The sequence below is a fragment of the Streptomyces sp. NPDC051211 genome, from assembly GCF_040689505.1.
Taxonomy (GTDB): Bacteria; Actinomycetota; Actinomycetes; order Streptomycetales; family Streptomycetaceae; genus Streptomyces.
In genome coordinates this window covers 1-15,951 of sequence record NZ_JBFBAV010000003.1, presented here as the reverse complement: position 1 = coordinate 15,951, position 15,951 = coordinate 1, and the positions used below count along the sequence as shown (strand labels likewise).

The following is a 15,951-nucleotide window of genomic DNA, read 5'->3' as shown; positions in this document are numbered from 1 at the left end:
GGGGCACCCCTTCGGGGGAGTTACGCGGCCGAGGCGGCTCACTAGGCTCGTCTCACCAACCGGCCCGACGGAATTGCAAATGGGATGGGTGGGTGGCCGTTTATGGGAAACGGAGAGGTGGGCTATATGGGGTTCGAGAACGGCGTGGCGGCGGACGAGATCCATTCGGTGCGCTGGGTGAAGAGCAGTGCCAGTTCGGGCATCGGCAACTGTGTGGAGGTGGCGGCCCTGCCCGGCGGTGACTTCGCGGTGCGCAATTCGCGTTTTCCGGCAGGCCCGGCGTTGATCTTCACGCAGGACGAAATGACCGCCTTCGCCGCGGGTGCCAAGGCCGGGGAATTCGATCGACTGCACGAGGTGAGCGCGTAGGGTCACCTCTTGGCCAATGCTTGTAGGGGCGGGCGTACGGGTTCCAGACTGTGCCGCTGAAACGGTTTTCAGTCATCAAGGAGCACGTATGCCCGTCGGTCGTCCGCCTGTCAGCGCCGTCGGCCGGGAACTCGCGGCGCGCTCGCTGGGCGAGCTGTTGCGGCAGCACCGGCTGAAGGCGGAGATGTCGCTCGTCGAGGCCGCGGAGAAGATCCGCGGATCGTCTTCCAAGCTCAGCCGACTGGAGCGGGGAGAGAGCCCGCCGAAGGAGAAGGACGTCTGGGACCTCGTCCGCCACTACCGCGTCGACGTGTCGGTACAGGACGAGATCCACGAGCTCCTGAGCCAGATCCTCGCCGAACACCGGGGCCGCCGCCGGTACAGCGATCTGACGCCCGACTTCCTGCGCCGGCTGATCATGCTGGAGGCCGATGCGGCCCGGATCACCACGTACGAGACCCACGTCGTGCCCGGCCTGCTGCAGACCCGGCGGTACTCCCAGACGCTCGTCGCCCTGGCCATCGGCGAACAGGGCGACCAGGTCGACGTCGACCGTTACGTCAGGGTCCGCCGGGACCGCCAGGCCCTGCTGTCGAAGCCGCAGCGGCCCGAGCTCATCGCGATCCTCGACGAGAGCGTGCTGTACCGGGCGGTCGGGGGCCCCGGGATCATGTGCGAACAGCTCCAGTGGCTTCGTGACATCGCCGGGGAGAACATGCCCAGGGCAAGCATCCGGGTGCTGCCGTACGAGCACGCCAATGTGGGGATCGCCCCCAGCTTTCCGCTCACCCACCTGGAGTTCGCGGACGGCAGCCAGGGTGAACTCGTCTATCTGGAACAGATGGAGAGCGCCGACTACCTGACGACGTCCGGGCCGGTGCAGCGGTACCGCAGCGTCCTGGACGCGCTCATGGAGCGGGTGCTGGGCTGGGAGGAGACCCTTGCGCTGCTCGACGAGCGGATCGCCCACTACGAAGGGCGGCTCGCCACCTCGGAGGACGAGCTCTGACCGGGGAGCCGCCCGACCCCGCCCCAGGCGATCAGCTCGGCCTCGTGCGCACGGATTCCGCGCGGACGGTCGGGCAGCCAGTCCGCGACATCGCCGAGGCCCGGCCCGATGATGTCCAGTCCGGCCAGATAGCCCCGGACCTCCTCCGCCTCGCGCAGCCGGCCCCAACCGCCCGAAGTGGCCTTCCGCATCAGGGCCGTGACCTGCTCGCGGACTGCCGGATCCGGGCTGGTGAACTGGCACATCACCAGGAAACTGCCGGGTGCCAACCGCTCCTTCACCTGCTCGATCATGCGCGAGACCTCCTCGTCGCGGAGACACTGCGAGACGGAGACGAAGAGGGCCGCGGTCGGCTCCGCGGGGCGGATCAGTCGCCGTACCGCCGGGTCGGCGAAAACGGCTTCGGTGTCGCGGACATCGGCGTTCACCACGGCGGTCCGGCAGTTCTCCACCAGCCGGGCTCGGGCGTGGGCCACGACCAGAGGGTCGTTGTCCACGTACACCACCCGTGACTCCGGGGCGATGCGCTGGGCCACCTCGTGGACGTTGTCGCGGGCCGGCAGCCCACAGCCGTGTTCGAGGAATTGCCGGACCCCGTATTCACGGGCCAGAACCTCGACCACGCGGCTCAGAAAGGCGCGGTTGGTGCGGGCGACGGCTCTGGATCCGGGGGCGATGTCGAGGAGTTCCCGGCAGACCTGCTGGTCGGGGGGATAGTTGTCGATTCCGCCGATCAGCCAGTCGTAGATCCGCGCGACGCTTGGTCTGCGTACGTCATGGTGCATCGGCCATCCCTCAACCCGGGTCAGGAGTTGCGCTGGTTCGAAGTGCCCATCCTAGGGGGGTTCTTGGTCGAACGGTGTCCCCTGATGGGGTGGAGCCGGGACATCCCGGCGGGACGTCCCGGCTCCGGTGGAATACTCAGCCGCCGGAGCGTCCGAGAGCCCACAGGGCCAGCGCGAGCCCGGTCACGTCCACGATCTGTGGCCCCGCCGTTAGGTTGAGGGCCAGGCTGGCCGTCAGACAGAGGGCGAACGGAAGAGAACCGGACTTGGTGCCCAGATCTGTTTGCGGACTGCTGAGCTGCGGGATAATCCGCGTACGGAGCGCCGTGATCAATGCACGCAAGGCGGAGGTCGGGTAGCGCGACGGGTCGGTCAAGGGGATTCCTCCTTGGCTCGACGGACGGCCCCGGGCGGTGCAACGCCCGGGGCCGTCGTCATGTGGACGATGGGAACGTGAATCTACCGTCCGACGGGCCTTCATGACTTCCCGTCAAAGCCCTAGCGAGTACCGGCGAATGGGAAAGCGCATCCACCTATTGTGTGTATGCAGACGTCAACCGTCACAGAAGGCCAGCTGGGCGGGCCTGTGTTCGCAATAACCCCTCTGTCCAGCGGAACTCTCGGAGTTTGATCCCGAAAACAAGTTCACCCTCAAGGGTGAACTGATGTTCTTGTCCGATTGGCTCGCGCTGTCCCAGTGGCCCCAGCCGGACCGTGCATATGCAAGGGTTCAGCCATCGGCCGGCAGTGCCAGCCGCGCCAGCCGGGTGAAGGAGTCCAGCAGGGCCTCGCGGTCGTACGTGGACGTGGTGACGAGCAGCTCGTCCGCGCCGGTCGCGGACGCCAGCTCCGCCAGGTCCGCCGCCACCTGCTCCTCCGTGCCGTGGATGTGCCCGGCCAGGGCCTGCTCGTACCGCTCCCGCTCCTTCGCCGACATCGTGAGCCCCTCCACCTGCTCCGCCGGGACCAGGGGCGGGAAGCTGCCGTGGGTCCGGGAGTACGCCACCGACCACGCCTCCGGGACCAGCAGGCGCCGCGCGGCCTCCTCGGTGGCGGCCACCGCGACGGTGCCGGAGGCGACCACGTACGGGCGTTCGCCCCACGGCGAGGGGCGGAACTGCCGCCGGTAGTCCTCGATGAGCTCCATCAGCCGGTCCCGGTTCCGCATGTCGCCCACCACCACCGGCAGCCCGGCCCGGGCCGCGATGCCCGCGCCCTCCCCGGTCGCCAGGACGAACGCCGGGACGCGCAGCCCCTCGGCGGGCCGGGCGTGCACCTGGGGGTGGGCCTGCTGGGTGCCGTCGAACCAGCCGAGCAGCTCCGCCAGCCCGCTCTCGAAGCCCTCGGCGTCCGCGGTGTCCCGGCCCAGGGCCCGCCGGATACCGCCGGTGAAGCCGACGGAACGGCCGAGGCCCATGTCGATCCGGCCGGGGAAGAGGGACTCCAGCACCCCGAACTGTTCCGCGACCACCAGGGGCTGGTGGTTGGGCAGCATCACCCCGCCGGTGCCTACCCGGATCCGCCCGGTCGCGGCGGCGACCGCGGCGGCCAGCACGGTGGGCGCGGACCCTGCGACGCCGGGCACGCTGTGGTGCTCGGACACCCAGAACCGGTGGTAGCCCAACGCCTCGGCATGCCGGGCCAGCGCCACGGTGTCCCGCAGCGCCCGGGGCCCGTCCGCGTCCTGGCGGATGCGGGACCGGTCGAGGATCGACAGCTTCGGGATCATCGGCGTCATACGCATGTCAACGCACGGGGGCGGCCGGGATTCCCGGCGGGACGCCCTCATAGGCTGGCACGCATGAGCGAAACCAGCCGCACGCGGCGCCCGCTGGCCGTCTTCGACATCGACAACACCCTGGCCGACACCGCCCACCGGCAGCACTTCCTGGAGCGCCGGCCCCGGGACTGGGCCGGGTTCTTCGCGGCCGCCCCGGCCGACCCGCCGCTGCCGCGCGGGGTGGCGCTGGCGATGGAGAGCGCCGCCGACTGCGAAGTGGTGTACCTGACCGGACGTCCGGAGCGCTGCCGGGCGGACACCCTGGACTGGCTGGACCGGCACGGTCTGCCCGAGGGCCGGGTGTGGATGCGGGGCAATGCGGACCGCCGGCCGGCCCGGCTCACCAAGCTGGACGTGCTCGGCCGGATCGCCCGCGGGCGGGTGGTGCGGATGCTCGTGGACGACGACGAGTTGGTGTGCCAGGCGGCGCGGGCCGCCGGGTTCACCGTCCTGCTCGCCGACTGGGCGGCCGAGGCCCCGGAGCTGAAGCAGGCACAGGAGGGCGAGGGCCGGACCTGAGCCGCAGGGCCGGGTCGGGCGGGGCGGGCGGGGCGGGCAGGGCGCCGCGGGGCCCGCTCAGTCCTCGCCGTCGAGGCGGAAGCCGACCTTCAGGCCCACCTGGTAGTGCGCGATCTCGCCGTTCTCGATGTGCCCGCGCATCTGGGTGACCTCGAACCAGTCGAGGTTCCGAAGGGTCTGTCCGGCCCGTGCGACGCCGTTCCGGATGGCCTGATCGATGCCTTCGTGAGAGGTCCCGACGATCTCGGTCACGCGGTAGGTGTGGTTCGACATGGGTTCTCCCGACGGTGTGAGCGGTGCCTTGTTCCACGGTGCCCCAGTACCGTCCGGTCCGCGAGATTTGCGTAGAGAATCCCGGGCGAAAGGCTCTTGATCCGGCACTTGGTCTATGCCAATTTCAAGCCATCTTGTTCGACACCCAGAAGGTGACCTTCGTGAAGATGCGCTTCCTCGCCGTGTGCACCGCCCTTGCCGCGGCAGCCTCACTCACGGCCTGCAGCATGTTGCCCGGATCGGACGGCGGGACCGAAAAGGTGACGCTCTGGCTCATGAAGGGCAGCGCCTCGGACGAATTCATCCAGAAGTTCACCGACAGCTACGAGCAGGAGCACCCGGACGTCGACCTGGAGGTCAGGACCCAGGAGTGGACCGGCATCGGCGACAAGGTCAACGCCGTCCTCAAGGGCACGGCCCCCGAGCGCGCCGACGTCATCGAGGTCGGCAACACCCAGGTCGCCCAGTACGTCGAGACCGGCGGGCTCGACGAGCTCACCCTCGAAGGCCTGCGCGACTGGGGCAGCAAGGACTGGCTCCAGGGCCTCGCCGACCCCGGCAGCATCAACGGCGCCCAGTTCGGCGTCCCCTGGTACGCAGCCAACCGCGTGGTCATCTACCACAAGGAACTCTTCGCCGACGCCGGCATCAAGACCGCCCCGAAGACCCGTCAGGAATGGCTGGCCGCCACCCAGAAGCTCGACAAGGGCAAACAGCAGGGCATCTACCTGCCGGGCCAGAACTGGTACGTCCTGGCCGGCTTCATCTGGGACGAGGGCGGTGAACTCGCCGTCGAGGGCGGTGGCGTGTGGACCGGCACCCTCGACACCGAACAGGCCCTCGCCGGCATGGACTTCTACAAGCAGCTGCACGCCCTCGGCGACGGACCCGACAACGCCGACGAGGAGACGCCCCCGCAGTCCGAGGTCTTCTCCCGCGGCCAGGTCGCCCAGATCATCGCCCCGCCCGGCCAGGTCGCCCAGATCGAAGCCCTCAACCCCGCCCTCAAGGGCAAGCTCGGCTTCTTCCCGATACCCGGCAAGACCGCCGACAAGCCCGGCGCCGTCCTCACCGGCGGCTCCGACCTGATCATCCCGGAGAACACCCGGAACCGGCGCGCCGCCGTCGACGTGATCACCGCACTGGTCAGCGAGAGATGGCAGACCGAGCTCGCCCGCACCATGAGCTACGTCCCCAACAAGACCACCCTCGCCCACGTCGTCCAGGGCAACGACGGCGCCACCGCCATGACCTCCGGCGCCGCCCAGGGCCGCGCCACACCGAAGTCCCCCCGCTGGGCCGAGGTCGAGGCGAAGAACCCGATCAAGCCGTACATGACCGCCGTCCTCACCGGCCAGGACCCCCGGCAGGCCGCCAAGACCGCCTCCGAAGCCATCGGCAAGATCCTCAGCTCCGACCGCTGAGACCCCGCCCCCGGGTACCGAATCCGGCCATTCAGCGTCCGCACATCCACGTGCCGCCGATCGGTCATGTCGAATCCAGCCGGTCACGGAAGAAGTAACGGGAGAGCCAGACCACACACCGCCGGCCTGGCTCCCCGAATCCGGACCAGGAGCCGCCATGACCATCGCCCCCCTCTCCCCCGTCCAGCCGCTCACCCCTGTCGCCCCCCGGTACGCCGTACGGCTCGCCCGCAACGAGTCCGAGGTACGCGCCGCCCAGCGCCTGCGCCACCAGGTCTTCGCCGGCGAGCTCGGCGCCCGCCTCGACGGCCCCGAGCCCGGCCTGGACTCCGACGCCTTCGACGCGTACTGCGACCACCTGCTCGTCATCGAGGAGGAGACCGAACAGGTCGTCGGCACCTACCGGCTGCTGCCACCCGAGCGGGCCGCCATCGCCGGCCGCCTCTACTCCGAGGGCGAATTCGATCTCACCGCCCTCGCCCCGATCCGCCCCGACCTCGTCGAGGTCGGCCGCTCCTGCGTACACCCCGACCACCGCAACGGCGCCGTCATCGCCCTGATCTGGGCCGGACTCGCCCGCTACATGGACCGCACCGGCCACAACTGGCTGGCAGGCTGCTGCTCGATACCGCTCTCCGACGGCGGCCTCCTCGCCGCCGCCACCCGCGAGACCGTCCTCTCCCGCAACCTCGCCCCCGAGGAGTACCGGGTCACCCCGCACCGCCCCTGGACGCCCGCCCCCCTCACCCTCCCCGACCGCACCGAACTCCCCCCGCTGCTCCGCGGCTACATCCGGCTCGGCGCCTGGGTCTGCGGCGAACCCGCCCTCGACCTCGAATTCGGCTGCGCCGACCTCTACGTCCTGCTCTCCCTGCGCCGCACCAACCCCCGCTACCTCAAGCACTTCCTCTCCCTCGCCCCGGTCGCATGAGCACCTGGCTGCCCACCGCCCCCTGCACCCCCGCGGCCTGCACCACCCACCCCGGCCCGGCCGCGGGCGTCCCCCGCGCCCTGCTCCGGCTCGCCGCGGCCGTCGCCCTGGTCCTGCTCGGCATCCTCGGCGCCCCGCCCGTCCGGCTGCTCCCGCCCGGCCCCCGCCACACCGTCATCCGCGCCTGGTCGGCCGCCCTCCTGCGGGCCTTCGGCCTCCGGGTCACCGTCCACGGCAGCCCCGGGCCCGACGGCGGCCGACTCCTCGTCCCCAACCACATCTCCTGGCTCGACATCCCCCTGGTCGCCGCCGCCCTGCCCAGCCGGATGCTCGCCAAGAGCGAGATCGGCCGCTGGCCCGTCCTGGGCCGGCTCGCCGCCCGGGCAGGCACCCTCTTCATCGAACGCGACCGGATCCGCGCCCTGCCCGCCACCGTCGCCACCCTCACCGAAGCCCTCCTCAAGGGCGACCGGGTGACCGTCTTCCCCGAAGGCAGCACCTGGTGCGGCCGCGCCCAGGGCAGGTTCCGGCGGGCCGCCTTTCAAGCCGCCCTCGACGCCCGGGTACCCGTACAGCCCGTCCGCCTCGCCTACCTGCTGCCCGACGGGCGCACCGCCACCGCGCCCGCCTTCGTCGGCGACGACCCGCTCCCCGCCTCCCTGTGGCGGATCGCCCGGGCCCGCGGGATCCGCGCCGAGATCACCCTGCTGCCCCGCATCCCGGCCGGCCGGCACCCCGACCGCCGGTCCCTGACCGCGGCCGCCGAATCCGCGGTCGGCACCGCCGCCGGGGTGCCCTTCCTGCCCTACCCCGCCGCCGGTTCCGCCGGCCTCAGCCCCGGCCCGTCCGCCACCGACAGCGACAGCGCGAACCGGCCCGCCGCATCCGTCCACCACTGGACCAACTCCAGCCCCGCAGCAGCCAGTTCGCTCCGAAGCCCGTCCTGACGGAACTTCGCCGAAACCTCCGTCAGGATCTCCTCACCCGCCGCGAACGGCACCACCAGGTTCAGGGCCCGGATCTTCACGCTCAGCTCCGACCGGGCCCGCAGCCTCATCTCGATCCACTCCTGCTCCCGGTTCCACAACGCCACGTGCTCGAAATCGTCCGGACGGAAATCGGCGTCCAGCTCCCGGTTGATCACCGCCAGCACGTTCCTGTTGAACTCCGCCGTCACCCCCTGCGCATCGTCGTACGCCGCCACCAGCACCGACTCCTCCTTCACCAGGTCCGTGCCCATCAGCAGCGCGTCCCCGGGCGACAGCATCGCCCGCACCGCATGCAGGAACTCCGCCCGCTCCGGCGGCCGCAGGTTCCCGATCGTGCCGCCCAGGAACACCACCAGCCGGGGCCCCGGCGTCTCCGGCAGCTGCAACGGCCCCGTGAAGTCCGCCAACAGCGCGTGCACCCGAAGCCCCGGATGCTCCGCCAGCAGCGTGTCCGCCGCCCCGGCCAGCGCACTCTCGCTCACGTCCACCGGTACGTACGTGTCCAGCGCAGGCAGCGCCTCGATCAGGTGCCGGGTCTTCTCCGAGGACCCGGACCCCAGCTCCACCAGCGTGCGCGCACCGCTCTCCGAGGCGATCTCCCGCGCCCGCTCCAGCAGGATCTCCCGCTCCGCACGCGTCGGGTAGTACTCCGGCAACCGGGTGATCTCCTCGAACAGCTCACTGCCGCGCGCATCGTAGAACCACTTGGGCGGCAGCACCTTAGGGGAGCGGGTCAGACCGTGCAGCACATCCGCGCGCAGCGCGACCTCCGAAGCGTGCTCGTCCAGGGTGCGGGTCAACTCGAAGTCACTCACGGGGCGTTCTCCTTGAGCGGGGTGATGGCCACCCGGGTCCGGGAAGCGGTCAGCAGACTCCGGTCCGGCACCTCGCACCAGCGCGGATCGTCGTCGTGCGGCTCGGACGCGACCACCGTCCGCCCACCCCCCGGACCCTCCGGCTCGGCCAGGTACCAGAGCGAATCCCCCCACGCCGTCGCGGCGATCCCCACCCCGTCCGTCAGCAGCAGGTTCAGCCGCGACCCCGGCGCCGCCGCGGACACCCCCCGAACCGCCTCGGCGAGCGCCGCCCCCAGCTCCGCGCCCGCCCGCAACCGGTGCAGCACCAGAGCCCACACCAGCGCCGAATCGGTACGGGCGGCCAGCTGAAGCAGCGCCTGAGGCGGCAGCCCGCCCGCCGGACCGCCCGGACCGGCCACCGCATCCGGCCAGTCCCGCAGCACACCGTTGTGGCTGAACAGCCACGGCCCGTCCGCGAACGGCCCCGCGGCCGCCTCCCCGTCCGCACCGGGCTCGGTCGCATCGCGTACGGCGGCCAGCACGGCCCCGCTGCGCACCACCCGCGCCAGATCCGCGAAGGTCAGGTCGCCCCACACCGGACCCGCGCGCCGGTACCGGGCCGGCACCGGATCGCCCGGCGCGTACCAGCCCACCCCGAACCCGTCCGCGTTGATCGTCCCGTGCCGCTGCCGGCGCGGCGCCCACGCCTGCCGCACCAGTGAGTGCTCGGGCTCCGTCAGCAGCCGCCCGAGAGGCACCGAAGGTCCCACATAGGCGAGATGACGGCACATCAGGCGTCCCTCGCAGTACGGAACCCGGAGAAGATCTGCCGCCGCACCGGCAGGTCCCAATTCCGGAAGGTGCCGCGGCAGGCCGCCGAATCCACCGCGAAGGAGCCGCCGCGCAGCACCTTGTGCGCGGACCCGAAGAACACCTCCGAGTACTCCCGGTACGGGAACGCCCGGAACCCCGGATACGGCAGGAAATCGCTCGCCGTCCACTCCCACACGTCACCGATCAGCTGCCGCACCCCGAGCGGCGAGGCACCCGCCGGGTAACTGCCCGCCCGGGCCGGCCGCAGGTGGCGCTGCCCCAGATTGGCGAGCTCCGGCGCGGGGTCGGCATCACCCCAGGGATAGCGCCGGGACCGCCCGCTCACCGGGTCGTACCGGGCGGCCTTCTCCCACTCGGCCTCGGTGGGCAGCCGCCGGCCCGCCCAGCGGGCCCATGCGTCCGCCTCGTACCAGCTGACGTGCAGCACCGGCTCCTCCGGCGGCACCGGCTCGGCCACCCCGAACCGGCGGCGCAGCCACTGCCCGGCCTCCCGGTACCAGAACAGCGGGGCCCCGATCCCGTGCCGGCGGACCTGCTCCCAGCCCTCGGCGGCCCACCAGCGGGGCTCGCGGTAGCCGCCGTCCTCGATGAAGGCCTGGAAGGCGGCATTGGTGACCGGCACGGTGTCGAGGAAGAACGGCTCCGTCTCCCGCGGATGCGCGGGCCGCTCGTTGTCCAGCGCCCAGCCCTCGGTGGAGGTCCCCATGGTGAACGGGCCGCCGGGCACCAGGACTTCCCGCGCAGGCGGGGGATCGTAGGGGGCATCGGGATCCGGCGCCGCCAGCACCGCCGGCCCCTGCCTCAGCTGATGGGTGATCAGCATCGTTTCATCGTGCTGCTGTTCGTGCTGGGCGATCATCCCGAAGGCGAAACCGCCGTCGAGCAGCGGACTCCCCTCCAACGGAGTCCGCTCCAGCAGGTCGAGGACCCGGCCGCGCACCTCCGCGGCGTACCGGCGGGCCTCGGACGGCCCCAGCAGCGGCAGTTTCGGCCGCTCCGACCGGGGATGCACGAACGCGTCGTACAGCGAATCGATCTCGGGGCGCATCGCTTCCCGCCCCTCGACCCGCCGCAGCAGCCACAACTCCTCCTGGTTGCCGATGTGCGCGAGGTCCCAGACCAGCGGGGACATCAGCGGGGAGTGCTGTGCGGTCAGGTCCGGATCGGACACCACATCGGTGAGGGAGGCGGTCCGCAGCCGCGCCGCGGCCAGGGCGCCGTACGCCCGCTCGCGCAGCACGGACGGCGTCGCCGGGGAACCGGCGGGCATCGGTCGGTCCTCGGTGGTCACGTGAGCGGATCCTTCCCGGAAGGCGGTACCGGCCGCTGCGGTTCGTCCGCGGGGCACCGGCCCCGCAGCACGTACCGCTCGGTGAACGCACCGACGGTGTCCTGGACGTGCCGGGAGGCGCCGAGCCGCGGCAGCGCCTCGGCAGCCGCCCGGAAACAGGCGATGCCCGCGGCCTTCAGCTCCGGATCGGCCGGCCCGTACCGGGCCGCCGCCCGCCACAGCGGGTTGCGCGGCGCCGGATACGGCCCGTACTCGTCGGCCAGCCCCTTCACCGCCCGGTACGCCGTCTCGGCCGCCTCCGGATCGTCGAACAGCGCGTGCACCACGGCCGCCGGCACCAGCCAGCCGTCCGCCCCGGGCTGCGCGTCGATCATCCGCAGCTCCAGGTGGCCGCGCGGCCGGACCGGCGGGAACAGCGTGGTCAGGTGGTACTCCAGGTCCCGCCGGGTGGGCGGGCGCGGGCCGCCGCCGCGCAACCACTCCCGGAAGGTGAGCCGCCGGGGCACGTGCCACGCGCCGTCGCCGTCGCCGTCGTGGCCGGCGTCGTGGTCGTGGTTGCCGTCGTGATCGTGGTCGCCGTCTGCATCGGCCTCGCAGTCCGCCGGCCGTACGCACATCACCTCGGTGTCCAGGGCGTGCCGGGCCCAGGCCGCCCGGGGATCCCCGTCCAGCTCCGGGGCGAGCGTCCGACGAGGATCGAGATCGGCCCACACCCCCTGCCGGGAACACGGCCAGCCGGCGTACCGGCCCTCGGTGGCGGGGGAGTTGGCGAAGGCGGACACCAGCACCGCCCCGAGCAGATGCGCCATCCGCCAGCGCCGGTCCTGCCCGAGCGGGCCCGGCTCCTCGTACCCCGCGTCCACGCACACCTGCACGGAGGCAGAGCCGCACATCATGGCGCGCCCGGCCGGGCCGGTCCGGTCGAGATACGCCTCCATCGCGGCATAGCGCGGACTGCCGATCAACAGCCGGCGCAGCGGACGGCGCGGATCGCTCCCGCTGCCGTGCAGGAACAGACCGCGCTCGCGCAGGACCGCCCGTACGGCGTCCAGATCGGCCTGCAGGCCGTCGAGGCACTCCATGAGCGAGCCGGCGGGCGCCGAGCTCAGCTCCAGCTGACCGCCGGGCTCCACGGTGAACCGGGAGCGGAGGGACAGGCCGCCGGCCTCGTCGAGCGCGGCGGCCAGCCGCTCGGCCGGCAGCGGGCGGTCGGGGTGCTCGGCGTCGAGCACCAGCCACTCGAGCTCGGCACCGACGAGCCGGGGCGGCCCGTTCTTGAAACAGACGCCGCGGACCAGATCCTCGGCCTCGGACTCACCGAGGGGCGGCAGAGGAGGCACGGACACGGGCGCAGACATGGACATGCCCGCGGACGTGGGCGCGGACGTGGGCATGGGCATGGGCTCTGAGGCACGCGACGCAGCGGGCGAGTCCTGTGGCATGACCGGATCCTTGTCTCCCGTCGTACACCGTGAGGTCACCCGTCCCTACCCGTCCGTCTGGGGCCGCGAATCGTGTGGTGGTGACGATCGCAGGAACAATTCCATTGCCGCCGCCCGCCTGGATCTTCAAAATTGCGGCATGAGCGGCAGATTGCGCGCAATAGCGCAGGAGAATGCGGACATCGTGGCGACCGGCGGTTACCGGACGCGATCGGGGCGGGAGGTCTCCCTCGCCGCCGCCGTGGCGGAAGCCAAGGCAGGAACCAGGATATATGGGCCCAACGCGGTCATTCCAGGCGAGGCGTCCCTCGCTGCTCCCTTCGACACGACCGTGGAGGTCACGGGGGAGAGCAGCACCGTGGCCGCTCGCAGGCTCGCGGAAGCCGGCCCGGTGGCCGTCCTGAACTTCGCCTCGGCCCGCAATCCGGGCGGCGGATACGTCCGCGGAGCCAAAGCCCAGGAGGAGGCGCTGTGCCGGGCCTCGGCCCTGTACGAGACCCTGCTCCAGGCGCCGGAGTACTACGCGGTGCACCGCGCGCTGCGCAGCACCTTCTACACCGACCGGGTGATTCACTCCCCCGGGGTACCGGTCTTCCGCGACGACGGCGGCGAACTGCTGGAAACCCCCTTCCGGGCCGGCTTCCTCACCTCCCCGGCCCCCAACGCCGGCACCATCCGCCGCCAGGAACCGGACCGCGCCCAGGAAATCCCGACCGCCCTGGCCCGCCGCGCGGAACGCGTCCTGGAAACCGCCGCCCTCCACGCGTACCCGCAGCTGGTCCTCGGCGCCTGGGGCTGCGGGGTGTTCCAGAACGACCCGGCCGAGGTGGCCGGCGCATTCCGCAACCTCCTCACCGGCGAGGGCCGCTTCACCGGCGTCTTCGACCACATCGTCTTCGGCATCCTGGACCGCGCACCGGGTCCACGGCGCGCCTTCGAGGAGGCGTTCGGGGGTGTGGGGGGCTGAGTGGGCTGGGCGGGGCGAGGAGGGGGCGATCCCGGGCGGGGGGTGCTCCCGGCGGGGGCTGCTCCGGGCGGGGGCTGCTCCCAGCCGGGGGCGCGGACTCCCTGCCGGCGGTGCGGGCTCCTTGTCGGCGGTGCGGGCTCTGCTGCGGGTGCGGGCTCCCGGCCGGGGGGCGGGGCGTACTCCGGCCGGGTAGGCGACTGACTCCCAGTCGGGTCGGGACTTACGCCACGCCGAGGGGGACACCCGGCCGAGGGGAGCTCTCTCAGCCGAGGGGGACACCCGGCTGAGGGGAGCTCTCTCAGCCGAGGGGGACACCCGGCTGAGGGGGGCACGCCCCGCCGAGGGGGACAACTCTCTCAGCCGAGGGGGACTACTCCCAGCCGTACCGCTCGGCCAGTCGTTCGACCACGAGCCGGAACCGCCCCCGGTCCAGCGCACAGGCCTCCCGCCGCATCCCCGTCTCGTGGACCCGCAGGATGCGGTCCACATCCACCCAGGACTCCCGCCCCGCCCGGTCCCACGGCCCGGTACCGATCGGAACCCACTCCCGGTCCCGATCGTGCCGCTTGCTGGACAGTTGTACGGCGAGCAGGGTGCGCCCGGTGGCCTCCCGGGCCACCACCAGCACGGGCCGGTCCTTGCCGCGTCCGTCGTTCTCTTCGTAGGGAACCCAGGTCCAGACGATTTCGCCGGGATCGGGATCCCCGTCGTGATCGGGGGCGTACGAGGTGCGTACCAGCCCGATGCGGTACGGATCGGCCTCGGTGGTGGCGTCGTGACCGTCCCGGCCCGGCTGGTGGGTGTAGGAGGAGGTCTGCTGTCATTCGAGCAACGGTACGCGGGGTAGGACGGGGCAGGTCGCGGCACTTGGGCCGCGGTCCCGCATTTCAGCCTCGCCGGTGTATGAGGCGGGGGTCCGGGCGGAGCCCGCTTTCGAGCCTGGCGGGCGTTCGAGGTGCGGGGTGGGGGCGGAGCCCTGCCCACCCAGCCTGGTCGGCGCCGAGGCGTGGGGTTCGGGCGGAGCCCGTCCGGACAGCTTGGCTGGCGCTGAGGCGCGAGGTTAGGGGCGGGCTTGGTTTCCAGCCTGGAGGGGAGTGAGGTGTGGGGGTTGGGGCGGAGCCCCACCCACCCAGCCTCGCCGGCGTTTGAGGCGCGGGGTCTGGGGCGGAGCCCCCACGCGGCGGAGCCGCATATCAGGTACTGCGGGGAGGGGCGGGGTGGGGGAAGGATCCGCGCAGCGGCCCACCGGGCCGCGACCGCTCAACTGCTGGACGGCGGCTGACCGGGGCGCGCCCTCCCAGAGCCGGGCTGGTCTGTTGGGCGGGGTCGGGGGTTGCCGGGGCTTCGCCTGGGCGGAATCGAAGGAGCAGGCGGGGGGCCTTCCCGGCAGTCCCAGTGTCATTCCGTGTCCGTCCGCCCTGTCAAGGGCGCTCCTTCGTCGCGTCGCTTCGCGATGTCGCTGCGCTCCACCCTTGACAGGCCGGCCGGCCCCGGAAAGACAAGGACTGTCGGGAAGCCCCGAAAGAAGGGCAGGGGGACAGGACCCCATACGGCCCCGCCAGGGAAGCTGGGCGGCGGCTGCCGCCCGACCGGCCGCCCTCCGGGCGGACAGCTCCACTTCCCCGAAGCCAGAGCCGGTCAGCCGAGCCAGCCCCCCCCAGGCACCCCAGATCGCTACGCGCTCCTGCCGTCTCAGTGGCCGCCGGGCCGTCCGTGGCCGGACTGGAGGAGGGCGATCTCCTCTTCCACGGCGCTGAGTTCGGCCAGGCGGTTCATGAAGCTCAACTGCTTTCCGTAGCGGGTCAATGCGGTGATGAGGAGCTGTGACCGTCCGGCCTCCATCGCGCACATGCGACGCGCGGCGGCGACGGACTCGGCCCGCAGGGCCAGCGCTATCTCGGGCTGGTGGGCGAACTCTTGGCGGCTGTACTCGTACAACGCAACCGCCAATCGCGGCAGATACGCCAACGGGCTCACCTGGACGAGAACGCGGTAGGCCGCGACCTGCTGTCGGACCGGCAGCGTCTCCGATCCGAGAAGGGCCACCCTGGCTCGAAGTACCGCGTCGTGATTGATGTTCCCCGTGTGATCCATGACGGTGATTCTGAAAGCCGCACGGGTGCCCAAACAAGGGCATTCGACTGTGCCCTTGGTCCTACGAAAACGACGTCTGACCTGTCATGATGGGTACGTCTTCACCCCTGCGCCCCGCCCAGACGGTCCGTCAGCCGCCAATCGGGCAGAAGCGCGTAGCGATCTTTGGCGTTCTCTTGCCGACCACGGTCGGTCCGCCACTCGCCTAACGGCCTGGGCCCGTGGTGGCCGTTGGCGGTCTATGTCCGGCCACGGGCGGTCCGGGGACGCTATGCCGAGAGAAGCGCGTAGCGATCCGGCGCGCCCCGGGGCTCCGGGCCTGCTGCCCGGGTCTGGTTTCGGGGAAGTGGAGCTGTCCGCCCGGAGGGCGGCCGGGGGGGGGGGGGGCCCCCCCCCCCCCACCCCCCGGGGGGGGGGGGGGGTTAATAAACCACCCCAAAAATAAAG

At 71.8% G+C, this 15,951-nt stretch carries 17 protein-coding genes and 1 pseudogene; 7 read left to right on the top strand and 11 right to left on the bottom strand.

Features of this window, described 5'->3' with window-relative positions:
• Window positions 1-126: 126 nt before the first annotated feature.
• The gene (locus tag AB0447_RS05225) at window positions 127-369 is read left to right on the top strand and encodes a DUF397 domain-containing protein (protein ID WP_366475113.1); all 243 of its coding nucleotides are present in this window, start codon (window positions 127-129) and stop codon (window positions 367-369) included.
• An 88-nt stretch (window positions 370-457) separates the two neighbouring features.
• Window positions 458-1,378 carry a helix-turn-helix transcriptional regulator gene (locus AB0447_RS05220; RefSeq protein WP_366475112.1) on the top strand — a complete coding sequence of 307 codons (921 nt, stop codon included), beginning with the start codon at window positions 458-460 and terminating at the stop codon, window positions 1,376-1,378.
• Here AB0447_RS05220 and AB0447_RS05215 read toward each other — a convergent pair.
• The 3 genes from AB0447_RS05215 to AB0447_RS05205 all read right to left on the bottom strand — a co-directional run bounded on the left by AB0447_RS05215 (window position 1,339) and on the right by AB0447_RS05205 (window position 3,892).
• A complete protein-coding gene (locus AB0447_RS05215; RefSeq protein WP_366475111.1) occupies window positions 1,339-2,163 on the bottom strand; it encodes an SAM-dependent methyltransferase in 825 nt (274 codons plus the stop codon). The genes AB0447_RS05220 and AB0447_RS05215 overlap by 40 nt on opposite strands.
• A gap of 136 nt (window positions 2,164-2,299) precedes the next feature.
• On the bottom strand, window positions 2,300-2,539 hold the full coding sequence (locus AB0447_RS05210) for a hypothetical protein (RefSeq protein WP_366475110.1): 240 nt from the start codon (window positions 2,537-2,539) through the stop codon (window positions 2,300-2,302).
• Window positions 2,540-2,893: 354 nt separating this feature from the next.
• Entirely contained in the window at window positions 2,894-3,892 is a 999-nt protein-coding gene (locus AB0447_RS05205) for an MsnO8 family LLM class oxidoreductase (protein WP_366475326.1), read from the bottom strand.
• A gap of 72 nt (window positions 3,893-3,964) precedes the next feature.
• Here AB0447_RS05205 and AB0447_RS05200 point away from each other — a divergent pair, with 72 nt between their 5' ends.
• Window positions 3,965-4,462 carry a hypothetical protein gene (locus AB0447_RS05200; RefSeq protein ID WP_366475109.1) on the top strand — a complete coding sequence of 166 codons (498 nt, stop codon included), beginning with the start codon at window positions 3,965-3,967 and terminating at the stop codon, window positions 4,460-4,462.
• Window positions 4,463-4,519: 57 nt separating this feature from the next.
• On the opposite strand, the gene AB0447_RS05195 is transcribed toward AB0447_RS05200, so the two are convergent.
• Window positions 4,520-4,735 carry a dodecin gene (locus tag AB0447_RS05195; RefSeq protein ID WP_366475108.1) on the bottom strand — a complete coding sequence of 72 codons (216 nt, stop codon included), beginning with the start codon at window positions 4,733-4,735 and terminating at the stop codon, window positions 4,520-4,522.
• Window positions 4,736-4,859: 124 nt separating this feature from the next.
• The gene (locus tag AB0447_RS05190; RefSeq protein WP_366475341.1) at window positions 4,860-5,012 is read right to left on the bottom strand and encodes a hypothetical protein; all 153 of its coding nucleotides are present in this window, start codon (window positions 5,010-5,012) and stop codon (window positions 4,860-4,862) included.
• On the opposite strand from AB0447_RS05190, the gene AB0447_RS05185 reads away from it, so the two are divergent.
• The 3 genes and pseudogenes from AB0447_RS05185 to AB0447_RS05175 all read left to right on the top strand — a co-directional run.
• On the top strand, window positions 4,963-6,159 hold the full coding sequence (locus tag AB0447_RS05185) for an extracellular solute-binding protein (RefSeq protein WP_366475325.1): 1,197 nt from the start codon (window positions 4,963-4,965) through the stop codon (window positions 6,157-6,159). The two genes, AB0447_RS05190 and AB0447_RS05185, sit on opposite strands and share 50 nt — an antisense overlap.
• A 157-nt stretch (window positions 6,160-6,316) precedes the next feature.
• On the top strand, window positions 6,317-7,090 hold the full coding sequence (locus AB0447_RS05180) for a GNAT family N-acyltransferase (protein WP_366475107.1): 774 nt from the start codon (window positions 6,317-6,319) through the stop codon (window positions 7,088-7,090).
• A pseudogene (locus AB0447_RS05175) lies at window positions 7,087-7,662 on the top strand (lysophospholipid acyltransferase family protein); the annotation flags it as partial. The gene AB0447_RS05180 and the pseudogene AB0447_RS05175, both read left to right, overlap by 4 nt.
• A 233-nt stretch (window positions 7,663-7,895) precedes the next feature.
• Here AB0447_RS05175 and egtD read toward each other — a convergent pair.
• The 4 genes from egtD to egtA are packed head-to-tail and all read right to left on the bottom strand — an operon-like array spanning window position 7,896 to window position 12,359.
• Entirely contained in the window at window positions 7,896-8,894 is a 999-nt protein-coding gene (egtD, locus tag AB0447_RS05170; RefSeq protein WP_366475106.1) for an L-histidine N(alpha)-methyltransferase, read from the bottom strand.
• A complete protein-coding gene (gene egtC, locus AB0447_RS05165) occupies window positions 8,891-9,667 on the bottom strand; it encodes an ergothioneine biosynthesis protein EgtC (protein WP_366475105.1) in 777 nt (258 codons plus the stop codon). Before egtC ends, egtD begins: the two co-directional genes overlap by 4 nt.
• The gene (egtB, locus tag AB0447_RS05160) at window positions 9,667-10,980 is read right to left on the bottom strand and encodes an ergothioneine biosynthesis protein EgtB (protein ID WP_366475324.1); all 1,314 of its coding nucleotides are present in this window, start codon (window positions 10,978-10,980) and stop codon (window positions 9,667-9,669) included. The genes egtC and egtB overlap by 1 nt, the downstream gene beginning before the upstream one ends.
• A gap of 17 nt (window positions 10,981-10,997) precedes the next feature.
• Window positions 10,998-12,359, bottom strand: a complete 1,362-nt coding sequence (gene egtA, locus AB0447_RS05155) for an ergothioneine biosynthesis glutamate--cysteine ligase EgtA (protein ID WP_366475323.1) — start codon at window positions 12,357-12,359, stop codon at window positions 10,998-11,000.
• Window positions 12,360-12,582: 223 nt separating this feature from the next.
• On the opposite strand from egtA, the gene AB0447_RS05150 reads away from it, so the two are divergent.
• The gene (locus AB0447_RS05150; protein ID WP_366475104.1) at window positions 12,583-13,410 is read left to right on the top strand and encodes a TIGR02452 family protein; all 828 of its coding nucleotides are present in this window, start codon (window positions 12,583-12,585) and stop codon (window positions 13,408-13,410) included.
• Window positions 13,411-13,780: 370 nt separating this feature from the next.
• Here AB0447_RS05150 and AB0447_RS05145 read toward each other — a convergent pair whose 3' ends face one another.
• On the bottom strand, window positions 13,781-14,155 hold the full coding sequence (locus AB0447_RS05145; protein WP_366475322.1) for a type II toxin-antitoxin system PemK/MazF family toxin: 375 nt from the start codon (window positions 14,153-14,155) through the stop codon (window positions 13,781-13,783).
• 947 nt (window positions 14,156-15,102) lie between these two features.
• Window positions 15,103-15,504, bottom strand: coding sequence for a hypothetical protein (locus tag AB0447_RS05140; protein WP_366475103.1), 402 nt, complete (start codon window positions 15,502-15,504; stop codon window positions 15,103-15,105).
• Window positions 15,505-15,951 lie beyond the last annotated feature (447 nt).